The sequence below is a fragment of the Candidatus Amarolinea aalborgensis genome, assembly GCF_900491745.1.
GTDB classification, from domain to species: domain Bacteria; phylum Chloroflexota; class Anaerolineae; order SSC4; family Amarolineaceae; genus Amarolinea; species Amarolinea aalborgensis.
On sequence record NZ_UETR01000011.1, the window covers coordinates 116,925 to 139,114 of the forward strand.

The following is a 22,190-nucleotide window of genomic DNA, read 5'->3' on the forward strand; positions in this document are numbered from 1 at the left end:
GGCGGTGTTGGTTGCGCGCACTATCGGGCCAGCAACCCCGCCGGAGGCCAAAGGCCATCCGGCTACGAGGTGCAAGCCCCTCTAGGGCTACGCCCCGAAATTGAAATGCACCCCGCCGCGCCTGGGTGCGCGCGCCCGGCGCACTGGAAGTGCGCGCGCCCAGGTGCATGAAGGTCAACGACGGCGCATGACCTGTGGGATGTACACGGGCAGGCTCGTCGGCGGCGTGCCCTGGGCCATCTTGAGATCGCCGTTGGTCGTATCGTAGTACGCTGCGTATGCGTAGTTGCTTTGATCGAGCGCCAGGGAGACGTAACGACCCACATCGCCCGCGTTGTCCAGTGTGCTGATGTCCCAGCTGCCGCCCCGCAGTTGGGCCACATCGAGGCTGTGGGCGTTGTCATCGTAGAAAGCGATGAGCGGCGCATCGCGGCTGTTCAGGGCCAGATCGGTGTAGCCGACGAGGCCAGTGTTGGCAACCGTTTGCACGATCCACGTTGTACCGGCCAGCCGTGCATACTTCAGCGCGTACTGTGTCCAATCGTAGTAGGCCAGGTGAGGATTGCCCAACATATCCACCGCGAGAGACACGTAACCGCCCACGTCCCCGTCGCTGTCTACGGTCTGAATACTCCACGGATAATTGGCCTTACCTCGCGCCACTTTCACGTCGCCATTGACAGCGTCATAATAGCCCACGAGAATGATATCCGCGCGGTCAATCGCCATCGAAACGTACCCAATGGCGCCAACGCTGTCAATGGTCTGCAAATCCCACAGCGCGCCGGTCCAGCGGGCAAACTTCAGGGTTTCGCTGCCGGCGTCAACGTACGCGACATGGGGCCGGTCGGCGGAATCGAGAGCCAACGAAATGCCGCTGCCGATCGTGCCGCTGTGGTCAATCGTCTGCAGCTGCCAGGCCTCGCCGATACGCTGCGCCAACTTGAGCGAGCCGTTCGTGTCATCCAGGTAGGCAATCAATGGCCGATTGGCTGAATTCACCGCAATCGCGGTTTGACTGCCAACTTCCGTCCCGTTTGCGCCGTCCGCAGTTTCGATCAACCAACCGCTGCCGCCCCAGCGCGCATACTGGAGGTCGTTTGCATAACTATCACGGTAGCTGATGTGGGGTCGGCCGCTGCGATCAAGCGCCAGCGCCGTCGCTTCGCCGACATTGCCCGCGACGTCCACGACATCTATGGCCCAGGCTACGCCGGTCCACGCAGCATATTTCAAGCGATTGTTGGTCATGTCGTAGTAAGAAATGCGAGGGCGCGTGCTGTCGTCGAGTGCAATCGAGGTGTAGGCCCCGACATCATCTGGGCTATCAACCGTCTGAATCGCCCACGTGGTCGCTACGCGCTGCGCTATTTTCAGATCCCCGTTGGTCCAGTCGCGGTAGCTGATGTACGCGCGCGCCGCGCCGTCCAGCGCCAGCGACGTATGGCCGCCGACGTCGCCCACGCCGTCCACAATTTCAATTTGCCAACCTGCGCCGATCCCGCGCGCATACTTCAAGTCGCCGTTGCTGCTGTCATAGTAACTGATGTGCGGATTGCCGCTGCTGTCAAGCGCCAGGGATGTGTCGCTGCCCACCTCCCCCTCGGCGTCCACAACCTGCACCACCCAATCCGCGCCGGTCCAGCGCGCATAGCGCAGATCTGCAGTGTACACATCGTAGTAGCTGATGCGCGCGCGGTCGCTGCTGTCAAGCGCCAGCGAAATGCTGCGCATGACTCCCGACTCCGCGCCAATGCTCTGAATGTCCCACTGCATTCCAGTCCAGCGCGCATATTTGAGCTTGCGATGGGTGTCGTCGTAATACACGATGTGCGGCCGGTTGAGGCTGTCCAGGGCCAGGGCGGCGCTGGAACCAACGTCTCCCGCACCATCCACCGTCTGGATCAACCAGCTGCTGCCAGTTTTGTTCGCATACTTCAAGTGAAGATTCGCGCCATCGAAGTAGGCGATGTGCGGCCGACCGCTGCTGTCCAACGCCAGCGAGGCGTTGGCGCCAACCCGAATGGCGCTGTCTACCGTTTCTCGCTGCCAGGCCACGCCGTCGTTCCAGGCATAATAGAGATGGTCGCCGCCGTAGGCAATATGCGGTCGGCCGTTGGCATCCAGGCGCAGGCTGCGCGTGTTCAACTCATCGAAGACCTTCGGGCAGTCCACACAGCGAATGTCCCACGTGTAGCCGGCGTGCGGAGTTTCGCCCGCGGGAAGCGCCGAAGCCGCAGTCGGCGAAGGGGGCAAGCCCAGCAGACTGAAAAGCAACCACGCATTGAAAATGACGAGTTGCCAGCGACTTGCAAGCCTACGCCGCGCATGATTGGTTTGTATCCATCGCAGCCATGTCGCCCATCGCCGCCGCATGCATGGTATCACCTGTCGTGGACTTCCCGTGTTGCATCTACCGTGAGCGCGCCCCGCAGCGCGTGAAAGAGCCGATTGCATAGCCATCTCCTCTGGTAAACAAGACCATGCCCACATCTTGCGCTGATGTGGGCATGGTGAAAGCCTCGAAATTTCGTAACATTGGGTCTGCGACCGACGTCGTTGGCTCAAACGTGCCGTTTCGAGCGGTTAGACGGGGAGCGCAGAAGTCCTGAGCATGTTACTTGCGCTCGGACTGGCGACTGCCGTTGATTTCAATCAACCGCCTAGTAGTCGAAGACCATCTCGGCCGCGTCAATCTTGATATGCGCCGCAGTCCCGGCGTCACTATCGCGGGCGACGAGGCGGATTTCCGTGCTCACCAGGTCGCTCAGGGTGCTGACGCGCCAGAGATCAAACGTGTAATCGGTCTTGACATCCTTGTTCCAGAACGGGGGCACGATCGTGCCCAGGCTGACCAATTCCCCGGTGGGGAGCTTCTGGAATGCATCGAGCACGCCGCCGTTGTAGAAGGTGTTGACGCGCACGCGCACGCGGGGACGGAACACATTGATCGCAGGATCGAGGTTGCCAGGGCTCCAACGCTTCAGATAGAGCGGCCCATCCATCATCGTCAAATCAATCACATCGCCGCCGCGCCGCAGCGCGGACGTGACATCGGCGCCCCGGTAGGTGGCACTCGCGACCGCCGAGACGTTGGTCAGGCCGTAGCCAACACCCTCTCCCTTGTTCAAGGTTTCGGCCAGGGTTTTGACGCGACGATATGTCGTGTTCAACTGCGAGGCCGCGGGTTTCAGCAAGCGCTCGATTTCCGCGACCGCGCCGCCAACGGTCGTCGCCGTCGTCAGTGTGGACAGATGGATAGGTGTGCGCGCCAGCAGGCGGCCGCTCGCCACGTTGAGCTGCAGGGCCGTATACTCCTTGCGCGCCTGGCCTTCATCCCCTTGGGTTGGGCGCAGCAGCGCATCTACCAAAGGTACGATCTCCGGGAAAACCACCGAAGCCGTTTGCGCCGTCGCAATGAACGCGTTGACTTCGGCCACCGAGTAGCGTGGGCGACCTGTGCGGCGGATTTCGTTCTTCCAATCGGCCGCACGCATCGGCGCAACCACCAGCGGATCGTAATAACCGAGGTCGAGATTGGTCCTTGTCTCCCCTAGGACAAGGGTGAAGGCTAGGAGACTGGGGTCAAAGGATGGAATCCAACCGGCGGGGATCGTCAGATCATTCACACGCAGCACATAAGCGCCTCCCGCCACACTGCCCAGGGTATAGACGCCTTGGTTGTCGCTGACGCCCTGCGCGGCGACGCTCTCGCCGGGGTCAATCTGATTGTTCCCGTTGCTGTCAAGAATCAGCGCCACGGCGACATTGGGAAGCGCCCCCTCGCCATCCTCTATGATCTCGTCGCCGTCCAAATCTTTCCAGGTCTTGCCGGTCACCGAGGCGGCGCCGCTGTGAGCGGTGATCACCCCAAAGTCCAAGCGATAGACGCTCACGCCGTCCTGACCCACAATCGGAGCGGGTACTTGAGTCGGTGAGCCTACGCCGGCGGGAGGCTGGAAACGCACCACATACACGTTAGGCCAGAGACTCGGCGTCACCACGTAGACGCCCTGGGCATTGCTGACGCCTGACCCGACCAGCGGCTCACCCTCTTCGATGAGACCGTTGGTGTTCAGATCCCGGTACACGTCAACCAGGGTATTGGGGATGGGTGGTTCACCCAGGTTGCGAACTCCGTTCTGGTTGACATCGTCGAAGACCACGCCGCTGATCGTACGAAGTAAGGTGACGCCGAAATCAACTCCTGTAACCGGCGTCCCGCCCACCGCCACCTGGCGGGTGTTGGGCGTGGTGCGCGTGTAGCCGAAGGATGGAGCGTTGACTTCGGTGACCACATAGACGTTCGCATCGAGACCGCTTATCGCGTACGCACCACCAAGGCTGGTCGTCGTATTGGCAAGAAAAACTTGACCGCCAGTCGCCAAGTCGCGAATCTCAATCGTTACGTTCGCACCAGTCTCGATGCCGGTCTCGCCCGCGTTGCGTACACCGTCCCCATTTGCGTCAAAAAAGAGTGTTCCCTGGATGGCGCCGGCGCCGGTCGCATGGGTGACGCGAGGGTGTACCAATGGGAGTGCTGTTCCCATCAAGACAGCCACGATCATGACGAGCCGAAGCAAAGTTCTCATAAAAACTATTTCCCTTCTCTCCACACAGGTGGAATCTGGCGCATCTTCTCAATCATCCAGTGGAGATGGTATTCAAAGAACACCCGTAAGCTTTCGGCAATGGTCGCAGACCACTGCCGCGCTTGCTCCTGAGGGGGATGGGGGGCGAACCCAATGCCCGATTGATTGGGATGATGCAATTGGCAACGGAATTGTTATGGCAGAGACATTGTATCACGCCGTTCGGCGTGTCGCGTGTGCTTTGCAGCTTACGAATTGCTTACATTTGGGCGGCGATCGCCTGCAAACCACCGCCTGGGGGGCGAATACACGAGCGATGATGTGCGTCATTCGTGTATTCGCCCTCTCCTCGCTAACCTGGCTGATTTGGCTAGGGGAGCCTGCGCACCTGCACGGCCGAAACCATCGGATTGAGCGTTCCACCGTTTTTTGCAAACGCAATGTTGAGAACTCCATCGCTCACCGCGACGGTATACACCTTGTCGAGGGCAACCGCCTTACCGACCTGACCGTAGACGCTCAGCGCATTTTCCACGATCGTGGTTTCCAGCGTGATCTTCGTGATACGAGCGGTTGACTTCGTCGTCTCGAATTCGGCAAACTTGAGCGTCACCTCGTAGTTACCGTTGGGCACCGTGAAGCGGTATTCGCCCGGGGCATCGCGCCACTTCTGATAGAGGGCGTCGTCGGTCGTGCCAGCCACCGCCAGCGTGGTTGACTTGGCTGTGCCGCCCGTGTAGCCCCATCCATTCGTGAGATACGCCTGATCGGCCGACCAGAGCTGGCTCGCGCCGTCGGTAAAGGCCGTGCCGCCGCTGTTGACGCGCTGCGTCGTGTATGGTAAGGGTGTGGGCGTCACCGTCGGCGTGGCCGTTGGCGTGCGCGTGGCGGTTGGCGTGGCGGTGGGGCACGTCGGGCACGGCGTGTTGGTCGCAGTCGCCGTGGGTGTGGAGGTCGGCGTCGGCGTGGGCGGCGGCAGTTGTACCACGCCCACTGCATTCACCATCGGCACATTGCTGCCGCCATTCTGGACGAACATGATGTTGAGCACGCCGTCAGACACCGATGTCTGATACACCCGGTCCAGCGCGTTGTATTGGCCCACCAACGACCAGATATTCAGGGTGTTTTCGACGATCACGCCTTCGATCGTGATGCGCATGATGCGGCTTGTGGCCGACGTCGCCGTGAAGTCCGCAAAGCGCAGGGTCACTTCATAGTTGCCGTTTGGCACCGTGAACTTGTACTCGCCTGGCGATTCGCGATATTTCTGATAGAGCGCATCATCGGTCGTGTTGCCGACGGCTTTGGTGGACGACTTGGCCGTGCCGCCGGTGTAGCCCCACGAGCCGGTAACGAATGCTTTGTCAATCGCCCACAGGCGCGCCTGGCTGTCCGTGAACACGGCCGTGCCGCCGCTGTTCACGCGTTGGAGGTACGGCGGAATGGTCGGCGTCGGCGTCGGCGTCTTCGTTGGCGTAGGTGTCACGGTGGCCGTCGCCGCGGGCGTGGGCGTCTTGGTCGGCGTGGCTGTGGGCGTCGGCGTCGGCGTATTGGTGGCCGTCGGCGTCGGCGTCGGCGTATTGGTGGCCGTCGGCGTCGGCGTCGGTGTGTTCGTCACCAGCGGCGTCGGCGTGACCGTTGGGGTGGGTGTGTAGGGAACCCAGCTCGCGGCCGCGGCCATGGCCGCGCCCACATCAATACGACCGTAGCCGTAGTAGATATCGAAGCCGGGTGTGCCTTTATCGGCGGCTGTCTGCCGCATCAACGCACGCACATCGGCGGAGGAAAAGGTGGGATGGGCCGATAAGATGAGCGCCGCCAACCCACTGACGTGCGGGGCCGCCATCGAAGTGCCGCTGAAGTACTGGTAGGTATTGGGGTTAGTCGGCTCCCACAGCGTGCTCCAGACCGTGTCGCCAGGCGCGGTCACATCAATCCATGTCCCATAGTTGGAAATCGTGAACCAGTCATCGTAGTACGTGGTCGCGCCGACCGCGATCACCTCAGGGTAGTACGAGGGATACTCCGGCTGATTGATGCCGCTGTTTCCGGAGGCCGCCACCATCACCACGTCACGCTCGGCCGCGTAGCGTACGGCATCCGTCATCAAGTACCCCGTGGTGGTGCCGCCCAGGGACATGTTGATCACTCTCGCGCCGTGATCGGTTGCATAGATAATTCCGTCGGCCACCCACCCCCAACTGCCATGGCCCAAGTTGTTCATCACCTTGACCGGCAAGATCTTGACTCCGGGCGCAATACCGGTTGACCCCTGGCCGTTGTTCATGGCTGCGGCAATAATGCCTGCAACGTGCGTGCCATGCCCTTCATCGTCGCTCGGATCCGAATCGTTGTTGGCAAAGTCATAGCTGGGCAAAATGCGTCCGCTGAATTCAGGATGCGTCATGGAGATCCCGGTGTCCAACACCGCCACAATCATGTTGGGACTGCCAATGGTCACATTCCAGCCTGGCTCTGCATTGATCATCTGCGGCGCATAGACTTTGCTCACGTCGCTGTAATCGGGATCGGTCGGCGTCAGATCTATCTTCGCTACGTAGTTGGGCTCCGCATAGCGCACGCCTGGCAACCGATTCAGGGCGCGGATCGCGGCTTCGGTCTGACCTGGGCGGGTTGCCAGGATATAGACATTCAACGCCGGAATGTGATGCTTGATCTGCAGATGGTATGCGCTCGCCACACTGGTCACGGTTTCTGCGCTGACGCCATCGGCAAAACGCACGACCACTTCATCCGGCACAACGTCCGGCGCCTGTGTCGAATCTGGGCGTTGAACGGTCGCGCCCAGCGCCATGTCCAGCGGTTGGCCGAAACTGCCGACTTCGCCGCTGAGCAGTTCGACTGGGGCCTGGCTTGGCTGACCGATGCCGCTCGGAGGCTGAATGCGCACAATCCGATGTCCTGGCAGCAGACCAGGAATGACGTAGTTGCCCTGCACATCGGTCAGTATGCTGCTGAGTAGCTGATCCTCTGGATCAATCACGCCATTGGCGTTGCTATCGTCGAACAGTTCCACCAGGGCGTCTGGAATGCGCGGTTCTGTCAACCCGCGCACGCCATCCTGGTTGATATCCTGGTAGACGGTGCCAGTCACGCTGCGTGGCAGCGTGTCTAGGAAGACGATCCCGCTGATGACCGTGTCGTTGACAGCGACCGTTTGGGTGTTCGCTGTCGTGCTGATGTACAGCGAGAGGTCGTTTTCCGTTACGAGAAAGGTGTTGTTGGGCAGGTCTGCAAAGCGGAAAATGCCATCAGGCGTTGTGGTAGCTGACGCGTAGTAGGTCTGGCCGCCGGTCGCTTGATCTCTGATCTCGATCAACACCCCGGCGATGCCGTTGTCTTGCGCGTCGCGCACACCGTTGCCGTTGGCATCGAAATAGACCCCGCCTTCGATGGCGCCGGCCGTCGTTGGTCTATCCGCCTGCGGCATACCGCCGACTGCGGACAGTAAGCCTGGCTGCGCCAAAGCCGTTGTAATCACGAACAGGATGACGAGAGCAGCCGTCAGAAGGGCGGCCGCCGGGCGCACGAGCTTGGGAAAAGTTTTCATATGGGCTCTACCTCGCAAAAAACGATGATATGGGGGGACGATCTGAACAACGGTGTTGTGATTGATTATCTGGCAACTTCCACTAGGGAAGCTGGCGCACCTGTATTCCTGCCACCATGGGATCCAGCTTGCCGCCATTTTTGACGAAGGCGATATTCAACATGCCATCGGCCACCGCGGCTTGATATGTTTTGTCGAGGGCAGTCGCCTTGCCCACCAATGTGTTGACATTGAGGGTGTTTTCCACCGTGATGCCTTCGATGGTGATCTTCATGATACGGGTGGATGAGTTAGTTGCCTCGAACTCGGCGAAGCGCAAGGTCACTTCATACGCGCCGTTGGGTACGCTAAACTTGTACTCCCCGGGTGCGCTGCGCCATTTCTGGTAAAGGGCGTCATCGGTGGTGCCAGCAACGGCCGTTGTCGTGGATTTCGCCGTGCCCGCGGTGTAACCCCACGAGCCGGTCGCAAACGCCTTGTCCGCGGTCCACAGTTGACCTTGCCCATCCGTGAAGTTGGCGCCGCCGCTGTTCACGCGCTGCAGATACGGCGGCGGCGTGGCCGTCGGCGTGGGGGTCGCGGTTGGGGTGGCGGTGGGGCAGGCTGGGCACGGCGTCTGAGTTGGCGTGGGGGTTGGCGTCGACGTGGGCGGCGCTAACTGAGTGATCGCAATCGCCGACACCACCGGCGCAGAGGCGCCGCTGGCAATGGCAAATTGGATATTCAACTGACCATCCACCACGTTGGCCTGGTAGGTCTTGTCCAGGGCCACATAGCGCCCAACCGACCCGTAAATGCTGAGCGCGTTTTCGACCACAACGCCTTCGATGGTGATGCGCATCACGCGACTGGTTGCACTGGTGACGTCGAATTCGGCGAAACGCAGAACGACCTGGTATGACCCATTTGGCAGGTTGAAGCGATATTCCCCCGGCGTTTCGCGGCGTTTCTGATAGAGGCCATCCTCGGTGGTGTTCGCGACCGCCTTGGTCGAGGTCTTGACGGCGCCGCCCGCCGCACCCCATGCGCCGTCCCACAACTGATCGGCGTCCCACAGGTTGCCTTGGGCGTCAAGGTAGTAAGTGCCGCCGCTGTTGACGCGGCGCACATAGGGCGTGGGCGTTGGCGTCGCGGTCGGCGTCACCGTCGGCGTTCGTGTGGCGGTCGGCGTCACCGTCGGCGTTGGTGTGGCGGTGGGTGTAAGCGTCGGGGTTGGTGTACTCGTCGGAATCGGCGTGACGGTCGGCGTTGGCGTGACGGTCGGCGTATTGGTGGGCGTCGGTGTGGGCGTAATGGTGACCCACGTGCTGCTGGCGCCCAACGCCTGTCCCGCGTTGATGAGACCCCAGCCCGAATAGAGATTTGGCCGCGGCAGCGAAATGGACACGGCGCTTTGCTGAATCATCTCACGCACATCCGCGCTCGACAGGTCAGGGCGCACGGATAGAATGAGGGCCGCCAGACCGCTGACGTGCGGAACGGCCATCGAGGTGCCAGTGCAATAGCCGTAGGTGGTCGGATTGGCGCTTGTCCAGTAGGTGCTCCACACCGCAACCCCGGGCGCGACGACGTCAACGGAATCGCCATAGTTCGACTGCCACCACAACTGCCCGGTATTGTCGGTGGCGCCGACGGCGAAGGTTTCGGGATAGAATGCGGGGTAGAAGGGCGCATTGGTGCCGGTGTTGCCGGTGCCGGTCACAATCAGGACGCCGTGCGCGGCCGCGTACTGGACAGCCGTCTGCAGAACCTGCGATGTAATCGGCCCTCCAATAGAGAGGCTGATGATGTCTGCGCCTTGATCAACGGCATAGACGATGCCGTTGGAAATATCAACCCACGTGCCGCTGCCGGACGAGTTCAGCACCTTGACCGGCAGAATGGAGACGCCCGGCGCCATGCCTGCAATGCCGATCCCGTTGTTCATCGCCGCGAACAAGATGCCGGCGACATGCGTGCCATGCCCGTTATCGTCGCTGGGATCGTTGTCTTTGTTCACGAAGTCATAGCCAGGTAGAAAATGAGTTTGCGCAAATTCGGGGTGCGAAAACGATACGCCGCTGTCCACGAGGGCCACCACGACCGAGGCAACACCAGTGGTGACATCCCAACCGGCTTCAGCGTTGACCTGCTGTGGCCCGTACACCAGGCCGGGGTTGTTATAGTCTGGATCATTGGGGTGCAGCGTGCCGCCGACGATGTAGTTCGGTTCGGCCCAGGCCACCGCCGGTTCCAGCTCAAGCGCGGCCACCAGGACATCCGGCAGCCAACTGACGGCCTTGTAGAGGTAGACATCCAGCACCGCCGAGTATTCCTTGCGCTGCAGCTGGTAGCGCATCTCGACGTCGGCAATGGCCGCGGACGACGCGCCGGGCTGATAGTGAACCAGGACTTCGTTGTCTTTGTACGGCTGCTTGATCAACCCAAAATCATTGCCGGCGTCGGTCAGGCCAAACTCATTGAAATTGGCCTGCTCCCTGTTGTCCGTGGTGAGTGCATGGTGACGAGGAAACGAGGCGATGTCAACGTTCAGCGCAAACGCCCCTAGCGCGCCGACCACGAAGCTGTAAGCGCCGTTTGCGGCTGAGGGTTGCGTGGCTAACAGGGCGTCGCCTGCGTTCACCATCCCATTGACATCCGCATCCCGATACAAGCGCACCGTGACATTGCGCAGCCCGGATTCGGTGGCGGGATCGAAGATGCCGTTTAGATTTGCGTCCTTGAAGACGACGCCGGTGATGCTGTTGGCCTGTGCGCTCTGACAACTGAGGGCGCGATAGCTTGCGCCGTTATCCACCGTGCGCGGATTGCTGAGCAGGCCAGCCTGCGCGTCCATATCGTAGAGGACGCCGTCACGCGCCAAACCCATCAGCGCGCCTTCAGGCGTGAAACTCAGCCCCTCCAGGGGCGCCGGGTTGGCGGCGCCGATGAAAACCACGGCGCCGGTGTTCTTGTCAATCTTGAGCAGTTGACTGCCGCCGCTGGCATTGCTGGCCACGCCCAGCATCTGCCCATCAAGCGGGCTGATCGTGATATCCGTCACTGCCGTCATCCCGGCTGGCAACGGCATGGGCGCATAGTCTGCGCGGCCAGGAAATGCATCTTTCACAAACTCACCGGTCGTAGGCGACACCTGGAGCAAGAGGCTGCCGGCTGGCTTTTTCACCGTCGCGAACAGGCGACCCGAAAACGGATCGAAAGCCAAACCCTGCGCATTATCCAAAGTCTGCCTGCCCAACGCGCCATCGGCCTGGCCCAAGGTGCGGGCGAAGGGCGTAAAAAGCCCGGTCGCGACGTCAATCCGCCCGAGGCGGTCATTGTCAATCGCAAAGAGTACATTAGCGCCTGTTTGTTGGGCCAGGCTGAAGGCGCGCTGTGTGGACGTGCCTGATCCAATGTTGACTTCGTTGGTGGACGGATTGGGGTCCCAGGGTGAAATGAGTGTCAGCAGGTTGGTGCTGTTGCTGCCTCCCCCTTCGGCCAGGGCAAAACACGACGGGACCGCGGCGGTGGACAGGGCTGGGCGCGACATCTGCCACGACGCGCTGAGCACCGTCGCAACAAGAAAAAGGATTTTGAGTGGTCGTATCATGCGCCAGTCCTCCGTAGCTCGTATCACAGCCAACAAGCGTAGAATTGTTCGGCTGATATGTTCATTATATCACATGCGCCGTTAAGATTCGCCTTACGTTTGACTGACAAAGTCACGGTTTTGCTGTGCAGGCGGCTGCTAACCCATAACCAATTTATAACAAAAAAGCGAGAGCAATCCCCATGATCACTCTCGCGATTTTGTCAACACACGATGGCTCATAGGGGGGCTATGAGGGGCGCCTGGGGTGGGCGCCCCTTGCGTTCAAGAGACGGAACCTAGCGTCGCAGCCACGGCATGAAGAGCTGCATGCCCGAGAGCCGGGAAGCCACTGGGCCGATGAGTTGGCCGGCGGGCAGCGTCTCCAGGCGATAGAAGTAGACCTTGCCGGCCACGGCGGCCTCGTCCACCCAGGTGTAGCTGGCGCCGGCCGCGCCGCTGGCCTGGCTGGCAATGGGCGTCGTGGTCAGGCGCTGGTAAACGCCATCGGCGCTCGTCGCCCGCCAGACATGGAAGCCTTCGTTGGCGCCTTCGGCCAGGGTCGTCCAGGCCAGGTTGACATAGCCGCTGGGCTGCTGATCAGCGGTGAAGTTGGCAACCAGCACACTGGTTGGCGAGATGAAGGGGAAGTCCAGGGTCAGATCGCTCTGACCACTGAGCAGCAGGACGCTGGTCAGGGTCGTTGGGCCTGAAGGCAGATAACCGTTGGGCTGCGGGATGACAGTGGCCGTGTAGCGCCCAGGCGGCAGGCCGGTGACCAGGTAGGTGCCTGCGGGGAAGCCGCCGGTGGGGCCGGTGGTCACGGTGGCAACGACCACATTGCTGCTGTTCTTGACCTGGATGATGACGCCGCTCAACGGCGGTTCGACGCCAGGGTCATAGACATTGTTGCCATTGACATCCACCCAGGTGAAGTCGCCGACCGTCACCGGCTGCCAATAGCCGAAGTCGGCCGTCAGGTTGGTGGCGCCCACATTGGTGGGGTTGAAGTTCTGAATGCAGTACGGCATGGCCTGACTGTTGTTATCCTGACCAGGGTTGGGGCCGGTGGACTTGGTGTAAGTGGTCAACACATTGTTGGTGTCGGTCACGATGACGATGTAGTTGCCGGCCGGGAAGTCGCCATTGAAGCGGTAGTTGCCGCCCAAGAAGGCGCTGGCCGCGGTGAGCTTGGTGTCCACCAGGAAGTCGAACTGGTCGCGTGCGCAGTTGCGATTGCTGTCATACCACAACTGCACGGAGACATTGCCGATGCCTGGCTCGTCGGCTGTATACAGCCCATCCGCGTTGCGGTCCACCCAAACCAGATTGCCAATCGTGCTGTCTTTGCGCACATCTGGGCCGGGGGTGTAACCGAAGTCAGCGGTTGGGTTGAACTGGCCCTGAGCCAGCGTCACGGCATAGGGCTGCGCCTGGTTGTTGTTGTCCTGGCCGGGGTTGGGGCCAACGACGGTCGGGATATAAGCAGTCAGCACGCCGAGGGCATCGCTGACGCGCACATCGTAGCTGCCCGCCTGCAGACCCACGAAGACGTAGTCGCCGCTGGCGCCGGTGGTGGTGGTGGCGATCACCACCCCGTTCTGGCGCAGTTGGACGGTCACGCCATGCTGGCCGTAGTCGCCGCTGTTCTCATTGAACAGGCCGTTGTTGTCGGTTTCGATCCAGACCTGGTTGCCGATGGCGCCCATGGGACGGTCGGTGAGGAAGTAGCCGAAGTCGGCGGTCAGGTTATCCGCGCCCACGGGCAGGTTCACGGCATAGGGATCAGCCTGGTTGTTGTTGTTCACCCCGGCCGCGCCCAACGGCGACTTGGTGTAGCCGTAGAGCACGCCGTTCGTGTCGCTGACGTGCACCAGGTAACGCCCGGCAGTCAGGCCGCTGAACAGGTAGTTGCCGGTGTTGGCATCCACCGTGCTGGCGGTCGTCGCCGTGGCGATGATTGGCTCGCCGGCGTCCCAGACGCCGTTGTTGTTGCTGTCGCGAATCAGGTCCACACTGACGCCGGGGAACGGGGTGTCGCCGGCGTTGTAAACGCCGTCCTTGTTGGCATCCAGGAAGACCAGGTTGCCGATGGCGCCCAGGAAGTTATTCCCGGCATCGTCGTAACCGAAGTCAGCCTTGAGATACTGGTCGCCGGCCAGCACAACGACCGGCACATGAGGCACTGGCGTGGTCGCGGTGTAGCCTGGGGGTGGGTTGGTCGGGGCCACGCTGTAGGAGCCAGGCGGCACTTCGATCAGGTAATGCCCGTTGCTATCGGTGGTGTCGCAGATCGGCGCGCCGCCGGCAACCGACGTTGCACAGACCTGGACATTGGGGATGCCCGGCTCGCCCGGCTGCTGCACCCCGTCGCCGTTATCGTCGTACCACACGGTGTCGCCGATGATGGCCTTGCCCGTGTTGGGCGTTTGCACATAGCCAAAGTCCGCATTCTTGTAGACCTGGCCGGCGGCGAGCACGATCGCACCCGTCGGGTCAGGCTGGCTCTGGTTGGCGACGATGTGCGTCAACCCGGCCAGCACATTGTTGGCGTCGGTTACGTCCACGAAGTAGGTGGCTGGCGGCAGGTTATTGAACAGGTAGCCGCCATCCGCATCGGTGGTCAACGTGCCCACCAGCGTGTCGCCGCCGGTGAGGGTGCCGCTGCCATCCGTGTCGCGGTAGAGAGCCACGGTGACGTTGGGAATGCCTGGCTCGCCCACATCCTCGATGCCATCGCGATTCGTGTCGTACCAGACGAAGTCGCCGATGGCGCCCAGTTTGATGTAGCCAAAGTCGGCGGTCAGGTTGTAGCCGCCTGTAGGCAGCGTGACCTGGTACGGCTGGGCCTGGTTGTTGTTATCCTGGCCGGGATTCGGGCCGAGGACGGTCACGACGTAGCCCGCCAGCACGCCGAAGCTGTCGCTGACGCGCACCTGGTACGTGCCGCCGGGCAGACTAACGAAGGCATAGTCGCCGCTGGCGCCGGTGGTGGTCGTCGCGATGACCGTGCCGTTCTTGAGCAGCTGCACGGTGACGCCGGCCTGGCCAGCATCGGTCCCGTTGGCATTGTAGAGGCCGTTGTAGTCCTTCTCGGTCCAGACCTGGTTGCCGATGACGCCGATGTTGGTGTGATCCAACGGGTAGTAGCCGAAGTCGGCGGTCAGGTTGCTGCCGCCGGCCGCCAGGTTGATGGCGTACGGGTCGGCCTGGTTGTTGTTGTTCGCGCCGGCCGTGCCTAGCGGCGACTTGGTGTAATCGAACAGCACCGCGTTAGTGTCGCTGACGTGCACCAGGTAGCGGCCAGCAGGGACGCCGGTGAACAGGTAGTTGCCAGTCGTGCAGGCCGTACCGCCGACCGTGGTGACGGTGGCGATGATGGGCTCGCCGGCGTCCCACGCGCTGTTGGCGTTGCTGTCACGGATCAGGTCCATGCTGACGCCGGTGAAGACGCTGTCGCCGCTGTTGCAGACGCCGTCTTTGTTGACATCGCGGAAGACCAGGTCGCCCACGGTGCCGAGCTGCGGCTGCGAGGGATTGTCATTGTAGCCGAAGTCGGCGTCGAGGTACGTCTGACCGATCTGCAGCGTCACCGGATGCGGCACGATCGTCGTGGCCGTGAAGCCCGCGGGCGGGTTCGTGGGCGCAACCGTGTACGAGCCGGCCGGCGCCTCGATCAGGTAGTGGCCGTTGCTGTCGGTGGTGGCGCAGAGCGGAGCGCCGCCGCCAACGGGCGTCGCGCAGACCTGGATGCCGGGGATGCCCGGTTCGCCTGGCTGCTGGATGCCATCGCCGTTGTCGTCATACCAGACCGTGTCGCCGATGATCGCCTTGCCGGAGCCTGGCAGCTTGTAGTAACCGAAGTCAGCGTCCTTGTAGACCTGGCCGGGACCAAGCACAATGGCGCCCGTGGGGTCAGGCTTGCTTTGATTCGCCACGATGTGGGTCAACCCAGCCAACACATTGTTGGCGTCGGTGACATCCACGAAGTAGACGCCGGGGATCACGTTCTTGAAGATGTAGCCGCCGTCGGCGTCGGTGACGGTCGTCGCCACCAGGGTGTCGCCGGCGCTCAGGGCGCCGCTGCCATCGGTGTCGCGGTAGAGGGCCACCGTCACGTTGGGGATGCCCGGCTCGCCCACGTCCTCGATGCCATCGCGGTCGGTGTCATACCAGACGAAGTCGCCGATGGCGCCTAACTTGGTGTAACCGAAGTCGGCGGTCAGGTTGTAGCCGCCGGCGGGGAGGCTCACGGCGTAGGGCTGCGCCTGGTGGTTGTTGTCCTGGCCGGGGTTGGGGCCGAGGACAGTCAGCACGTAATCTTTGAGCACCTTGAAGGTGTCGCTGACGCGCACCTGATAGCTGCCAGCGGGCAGGCTGGTGAAGGCGTAGTCGCCGCTGGCGCCGGTGGTCGTCGTCGCGATGACCACATTGCCTTGAAGCAGTTCCACGGTCACGCCGGCCTGTCCTACATCGGTTCCCGTGGGATTGAAGATGCCGTTGGCATCGTATTCGATCCAGACCTGGTTGCCGATGACGCCGATGTTGGTGCGATTTTGCGGGTAGTAACCGAAGTCGGCCGTCTGGTTGCTGCCCGCGGCTGGCAGGTTGACCGCGTAGGGATCAGCCTGGTTGTTGTTGTCCACCCCGGCGGCGCCTAGCGGCGACTTGGTGTAGTCCACCAACACGGCGTTGGTGTCGCTGACATGCACCAGGTAGCGGCCAGCCGGTAGACCGGTGAACTGGTAGTTGCCGGCGGTGCAGGTCGTCCCTGGCGTTGTGGTCACGGTCGCGATGATCGGCTCGCCTGCGTTCCAGACGCCGTTGGCATTGCTGTCACGGATCAGGTCCACGCTCACGCCAGCCAGCGGGCTGTCGCCGCTGCCGCAAACGCCATCTGTACCGACATCGCGGAAGACCAGGTTGCCGATGGTCCCGAGCTGCGGCTGCGAGGGATTGTCATTGTAGCCGAAGTCGGCGTTGAGGTACTGCTCGCCCGCGGCCACGGACACCGGGTGCGGCACGATCGTCGTGGCTGTGTAGCCGGCCGGTGGGTTCGTGGGCGCGACCGTGTACGAGCCAGCCGGCACTTCGATCAGGTAGTGACCGTTGCTGTCGGTGGTGGTGCAGATCGGGGTGCCGCCGCCAACGGGCGTGGCGCAGACCTGGATGCCGGGGATGCCGGGTTCGCTCGGCTGCTGAACGCCATCGCCGTTGTCGTCATACCAGACCGTGTCGCCAATGAGCGCCTTGCCTGAGGTCGGCTGCCGGACGTAGCCAAAGTCAGCGTCCTTGTAAACCTGGCCCGCGCCCAGCGTAATCGCAGCCGTCGGGTCGGGCTTGCTTTGATTCGCTACGATGTGCGCCAACCCGGCCAACACGTTGTTGGCGTCGGTGACATCCACGAAGTAGACGCCGGTCGGCAGATTCTTGAAGATGTAGCCGCCGTCCGCGTCGGTCGTGGTCGTCGCCACCAGGGTGTCCCCAGGCGTCAGCGTGCCGCTGCCATCGGTGTCGCGGTAGAGGGCGACTGTGACATTGGCAATGCCGGGCTCGCCGACATCCTCGATGCCGTCCTGGTTCTTGTCATACCAAACGAAGTCGCCGATGGCGCCCAACGCCTGTTGAATCTGGACGCAGGCGAAATCGCGGCGATCAGTCAGAATCGTGTCGAACTGATCTTCGGCGCCGGTGACGGTTGCCAGGTTCGGCGTGCCATTCGTGCATTGCGCGCGATAGCCGAAGTCCGCATCGTTATAGTCTTGCAGATTGGCTAGAAGCACCGTCAGCGGCTCGTTAGCTGTCGTCAGGGCAAAGCCCGTTGGCAACGTGCTGGCGTCCACCGCCACACAGTAGGAACCCGCCGAGAGATTGGCGAAGTCGTAGTTGCCGTCAACCGCGGTCACCAGCGTCTTCAGGGGGGTGCCGTTCGGCCGGCCCGTGAGAGGACACGAACCGCCATATAGCTCAACCTTCACGCCGTTCAATCCCGGTTCGGTTGACTGCTGCAGCTTGTCGCCATTCAGGTCGTACCAGACGCGATCGCCAATACTGCCGGTAGGTGCCAGCGTGATGGTCGTGCAAGCTTCACCGACGTCGCCGCCGGTCTTGTTCTGGTCGCCATCGTGCACCATGAACTGGAAGCGGTAAGTGTGCCCGGAGATCAACCGACCGTCCGCCACCAGGCGATCCACGTTCCAGCGCACTTCTGCGCCATACCCCTCATTGATCAGCCCGGGCGGGGCCGGATCACCGCTGCCCAGGTTCCAGTTGTTCTTGGCCGGGTCCGAGTCGGGCGTTACCGTCACCGTTGGGGGGTTACGCGTCTTGTCTACGAGGCGCACGGCGCCCTTCCATGTCCCAAAGACGGCATGGGGCCCGAGCGGTGCGCCTCCCCACTGCCAGTCGCCTGCTCGATTGTTAGGATCGGTTGTGATATCCGTGATGAAAATCGCGGGCCACATCGGCCGATCTGAGACATCGGTGCCGGCCTGATCGCCGGTCAGGGCTGTTGTACCGAGCAGAGGATCAAACGCGCTGCCGGGATTCGTCGCAAGCGGTGTGATCGGATAGTCTGTTGTGGTCGTGCCGCTCGACGTCTTGACCTTGACCTGGCGTACACCCAGGGTTAGCGCGTGTTCGTCGTTGTACCAGACATTCAGCGTATCGCCCGGTCGCGCCACGCCACCATCCACTGGCTTGAAGCCGCGCAGCACCGTGCTCTCGTTGAAGACGACGCTGGTCAATGGATTGGCGCTTGAGTAAGGATAGCCGCAGGTGTCGAGCGCGGTCGGGGCATCGCCGTTTGCACCTTGCGCCTTTTGCTGCTCGGCCGGGTCAGACGCAGGCACAGCACTCACTTTGGATGCGCCCAACACTGCTGCTGTGGGTTGCAGCGCCCTGAATCGCACCACGACAGCAACAGACTCCCCAGGCGCCAGGCCATTTAGGAAATTCATTGCCAGGTTGTTCCAGGTGAGAGTACCAGTGCCCACACTGTCTGGTTGCGGCGTGGCGCTCACGAAATCGAGAATCGTTGGGTCGTACCAGTCGCGCAACGGGATCAAGCTAAGAGAGGTCAACCCTGTATTCGTCACGCCGATGGTGAAGCTGACTTCTTGCCCCGCATAGACTGGCCCGGGCGTGGTTAGCCTCTTGGTCACCAGCAGATCGGGATAGGCCAGGGTGTAGCCGAAATCGGCTTCCAGGTAGCTCTGACCCTCTGCCAGGCTGATCATCGGCGTCGGATCGTTGTTGGTTGTAATCACGTAGCCGTCGGGGATGGTGGCATCAACCACATCCACGAAATAGTCATCCGGTCGGAGGTTCTGGAAGAGGTATTTGCCGCCCGCGCGTGTCGTTTGCGTGGCGACCACGGTATCCGTCGCCGGGTTGAAGAACCCGTCCCCGTTATCACGGTAGAGCTTCACCTGCACGTCGTTGATGCCAGCCTCACCAACCTGTTGCACGCCGTCATGGTTCGTATCGTACCAAACCGTGTCGCCAATCTCACCAGGGCAGACGCCCGGTTCGGCGTAGATCGTGTTGGTGCCGATTTTGCTGGGAGAGGCATGGATATAAGGCACTTCGATGGAGCCAAAGCCCGAGGCGCCGAAGGCTGTCTTCGCGACCTTGACTTCGTAGATCACATCGTAGATCCAGTCAGGATAGGTTGGGTTCGGGGTGTAGAAAACATCGGTGGCCGGCGAGTTCACCGTCAGGTTGGTGCCGAGGACGGAGCAGTTGCCGCCGCTGCAATAACCGAAATTGTTCAGCGTATAGTCGAACGAGGTGCCCCACTGCTGGATATTGGCTGCGCTACCGGTGTTCATGCCGCCGTCGCCGCCCGCGACACCCAGGGAAGCGTAACCCGACGGCGTGCCGGACTTCGACGAGATGTAATCGAGGTCGAAGTCGAGCACTTTGGTGCCATTGGCGTCCAGGCCCCAAAACTGGGCGTGGTCAGAGCCGGTCAGGTTGCCAAAGCTGTGGCCGCTGGGCCAGTTGACCGCATTGGCGCCGTACGTGTTATCCACGAAGTCTTTGTCAATCGCCAGCACCATGTAAACGGAATTGCCCGACGGCTGGTAGAACGAGGCCAACTTTCCGAACAGGGCGCCTGTCTGGTCAATGTAACAGACTTGGGTCGCGTCGGGCGAGATGCGGTAGACATCATCGTAGCGACCGTCAATGACTGGCGGTGAATTGTCAAACACGGTGGTGACATCGTCCGCGCCATCCGATTTGCTCGGATCATTGCCGGAGGTGGCGGTGATAACAGTCTGATCCACGGTATTCACGGTGGCGCCGGCCGGGACGCGAATCTCGGCCACCAGGTGGTAAGTGGCGCCGGCAGCAATACACACCGGGTTGGACAGGGCCGGTTCATTGGGGTTGTTGGTCTCATGAACGCCGTTCTGGTTGGTGTCTTCCCACAGCAGCACCGTCCATCCCTGGCTGGACGAACTAGTCACGTTGACGCAGTCCTGGGAGTTGCCGTTATTGGTAATGGTATGGCCGTAGAAATTGACCGAGCCAGCCACGGCGTAGCGCGTGAAATCAGGCTTCACCACCAGCAGCTGACCGACACGCGTACTGTCGGTGGCTGTGGCGGTGGCGCCGGTAGCCTGGGCGGTCGCAGTGATCGTGGTGACATCGGTCGTCCCCAATGCCACGACACTGGGTACGTCCACCTGCACCAGGATGAAATAGTCCACGTTAGGCCCAATGGATGGGGTCTGGCTGATGATCATGTCTTCGGGATCCTTGACCCCGTTGCCATTGACATCGTTGTAGATGCGCTGGACCCAGCCCTGCGACGAGGAGGCAGCCAGGTTGACCACGGTGGTCAAGTTGCCCACGCGCACGACGTGGGCGTAAGTTTTGGTTTGACCGGCAACGCCTTCACCAGTGTTGTTGGGCGTGAGCGTGACGCCAGCCGAGTAACAAACAACCAGTTTGGGACGCTGCGTGGCCGTGCCATCGTCGCTGCTCTTGAAGATTTTCTCCGTCTTCGGATTCGTCACAGGCGACTCAAGGATCACGCCCAGGTTGCTGGCAGGAGCCGCCAGCCATGAACTGACCAGGCTGGTCAAGTTCCACGATTTCCAGACGTTTTTGGTGTCATCCAGGGACGCCGTAGCTGCCACGGCCGCGTTGTAGTCGCCGCCCAGGTTTGTCCACAAGACACTGGCCGCTTTGTCGCGCGCGTTCCAGGTGACTTCAGCTTCTGTCCACGAAGCCGTGATACCATGGGCGTTGATCGTCACACTGCCGCCGCTGGCGCCCTTCACATACAGCGAGAGAGTCGCGCTGTTGACAATGGCCGTCGGCGGAATACTGGAAAGGTCAAATTGCATGAGCGCGCGCATCAACTTGCCGTTCTCGGTTTTGACCCGCAGTTCAGAATCCCCGCCCCGACGCTCGTCTTGTTTTTCCTGTTTGATGTAAGCATCTTTGCCGATGCTTGGCCCGGGCTGCAAGGTCGTGCAGGTCTCACCGCTGGTGGGCCGCATCGCTGCCAAGCTCCCGGACACAGCCTGGCCAGCACGAGGATCAAGCCCCGCGATGAGCGTTGACGTTAGCATTGTAATTGCCATTACAACACTGAGCCAGATCGTGCTCTGTCCATTTGTTCTCATATCCAACTCCTTTGACTTCCGAACGAAATCTGATGCGCTACCGAGGCCCGCGAGAACGGTGAGGGTGAAAAATGCGATGCCAAGGGGGACGCTACAACGGCTAAATGACTACATAACTTGACCGCAAAGCCGACTCATGACAGGGTCATGACCAAGATAACTAACCTATGAGTTTATCTTCCATTTTGGCGCGTCAGCACAGTTTGAACCTATGTACATTATACAGGGATGCAAGCAGCTTGTATAGTGTTGAACCTTTCAGTTGCCTTACGGTTACTGAGCCATGTAGACCCATACTGTTGGGTGCAAGTATACGAGCGACAATTATAATGTAATCTACTGAGCCATGCAATTTGCCAATAGTGATTATGACGACTTGCAAGGCGTAATTGTAAGATGTAATACAAAAACGTCGGGGCAGATATGCATGCACCGGGCGACTTTTGCATGCCAAACGATGGGCTGGTTGCCAGCCCGCAAACAAAAAGAGCGAGAGTGACCCTAATGATCACTCTCGCGATGTTATGAACGCGCGACAGGCTCATAGGGGGCTACGAGGGGCGCCCCCGCGGGCGCCCCTTTCTTTCAAGAGACGAAATCTAGCGCCGCAGCCAGGGCATGAAGAGCTGCATGCCCGAGAGCCGGGAGGTGACGGGGCCGATGAGTTGGCCAGCGGGCAGCGTCTCCAGGCGATAGTAGTAGACCTTGCCGGCGACTGCGGCCTCGTCTACCCAGGTGTAGCTGGCGCCGGCCGCGCCGCTGGCCTGGCTGGCAATCGGCGTCGTGGTCAGGCGCTGGTAAACGCCATCGCT

At 61.4% G+C, this 22,190-nt stretch carries 6 protein-coding genes; all 6 read right to left on the bottom strand.

From position 1 onward, the window contains the following. Window positions 1–174: 174 nt before the first annotated feature. Window positions 175–2,277 carry a carboxypeptidase regulatory-like domain-containing protein gene (locus ACPQ6D_RS15055; RefSeq protein WP_423225165.1) on the bottom strand — a complete coding sequence of 701 codons (2,103 nt, stop codon included), beginning with the start codon at window positions 2,275–2,277 and terminating at the stop codon, window positions 175–177. Between the two features lie 386 nt (window positions 2,278–2,663). Beyond that, entirely contained in the window at window positions 2,664–4,592 is a 1,929-nt protein-coding gene (locus ACPQ6D_RS15060; RefSeq protein ID WP_423225166.1) for an SdrD B-like domain-containing protein, read from the bottom strand. A gap of 370 nt (window positions 4,593–4,962) precedes the next feature. Next, window positions 4,963–8,166: a S8 family serine peptidase gene (locus ACPQ6D_RS15065; RefSeq protein WP_423225167.1), complete on the bottom strand. Its 3,204-nt coding sequence runs from the start codon at window positions 8,164–8,166 to the stop codon at window positions 4,963–4,965. A gap of 82 nt (window positions 8,167–8,248) precedes the next feature. After that, window positions 8,249–11,758 carry a S8 family serine peptidase gene (locus tag ACPQ6D_RS15070; protein ID WP_423225168.1) on the bottom strand — a complete coding sequence of 1,170 codons (3,510 nt, stop codon included), beginning with the start codon at window positions 11,756–11,758 and terminating at the stop codon, window positions 8,249–8,251. A gap of 278 nt (window positions 11,759–12,036) precedes the next feature. Beyond that, window positions 12,037–21,252 carry an SdrD B-like domain-containing protein gene (locus ACPQ6D_RS15075; protein WP_423225169.1) on the bottom strand — a complete coding sequence of 3,072 codons (9,216 nt, stop codon included), beginning with the start codon at window positions 21,250–21,252 and terminating at the stop codon, window positions 12,037–12,039. A gap of 725 nt (window positions 21,253–21,977) precedes the next feature. Continuing rightward, window positions 21,978–22,190, bottom strand: a 213-nt coding sequence (locus ACPQ6D_RS15080; protein ID WP_423225170.1) for a hypothetical protein, incomplete at its 5' end; no start/stop codon positions are given.

Coding starts and splice junctions, on each gene's coding strand:
- ACPQ6D_RS15070 (WP_423225168.1), bottom strand. CDS start 11,758: ATGATACGACCACTCAAAATCCTTTTTCTTGTTGCGACGGTGCTCAGC.
- ACPQ6D_RS15075 (WP_423225169.1), bottom strand. CDS start 21,252: ATGCGGCCCACCAGCGGTGAGACCTGCACGACCTTGCAGCCCGGGCCA.
- ACPQ6D_RS15065 (WP_423225167.1), bottom strand. CDS start 8,166: ATGAAAACTTTTCCCAAGCTCGTGCGCCCGGCGGCCGCCCTTCTGACG.
- ACPQ6D_RS15060 (WP_423225166.1), bottom strand. CDS start 4,592: ATGAGAACTTTGCTTCGGCTCGTCATGATCGTGGCTGTCTTGATGGGA.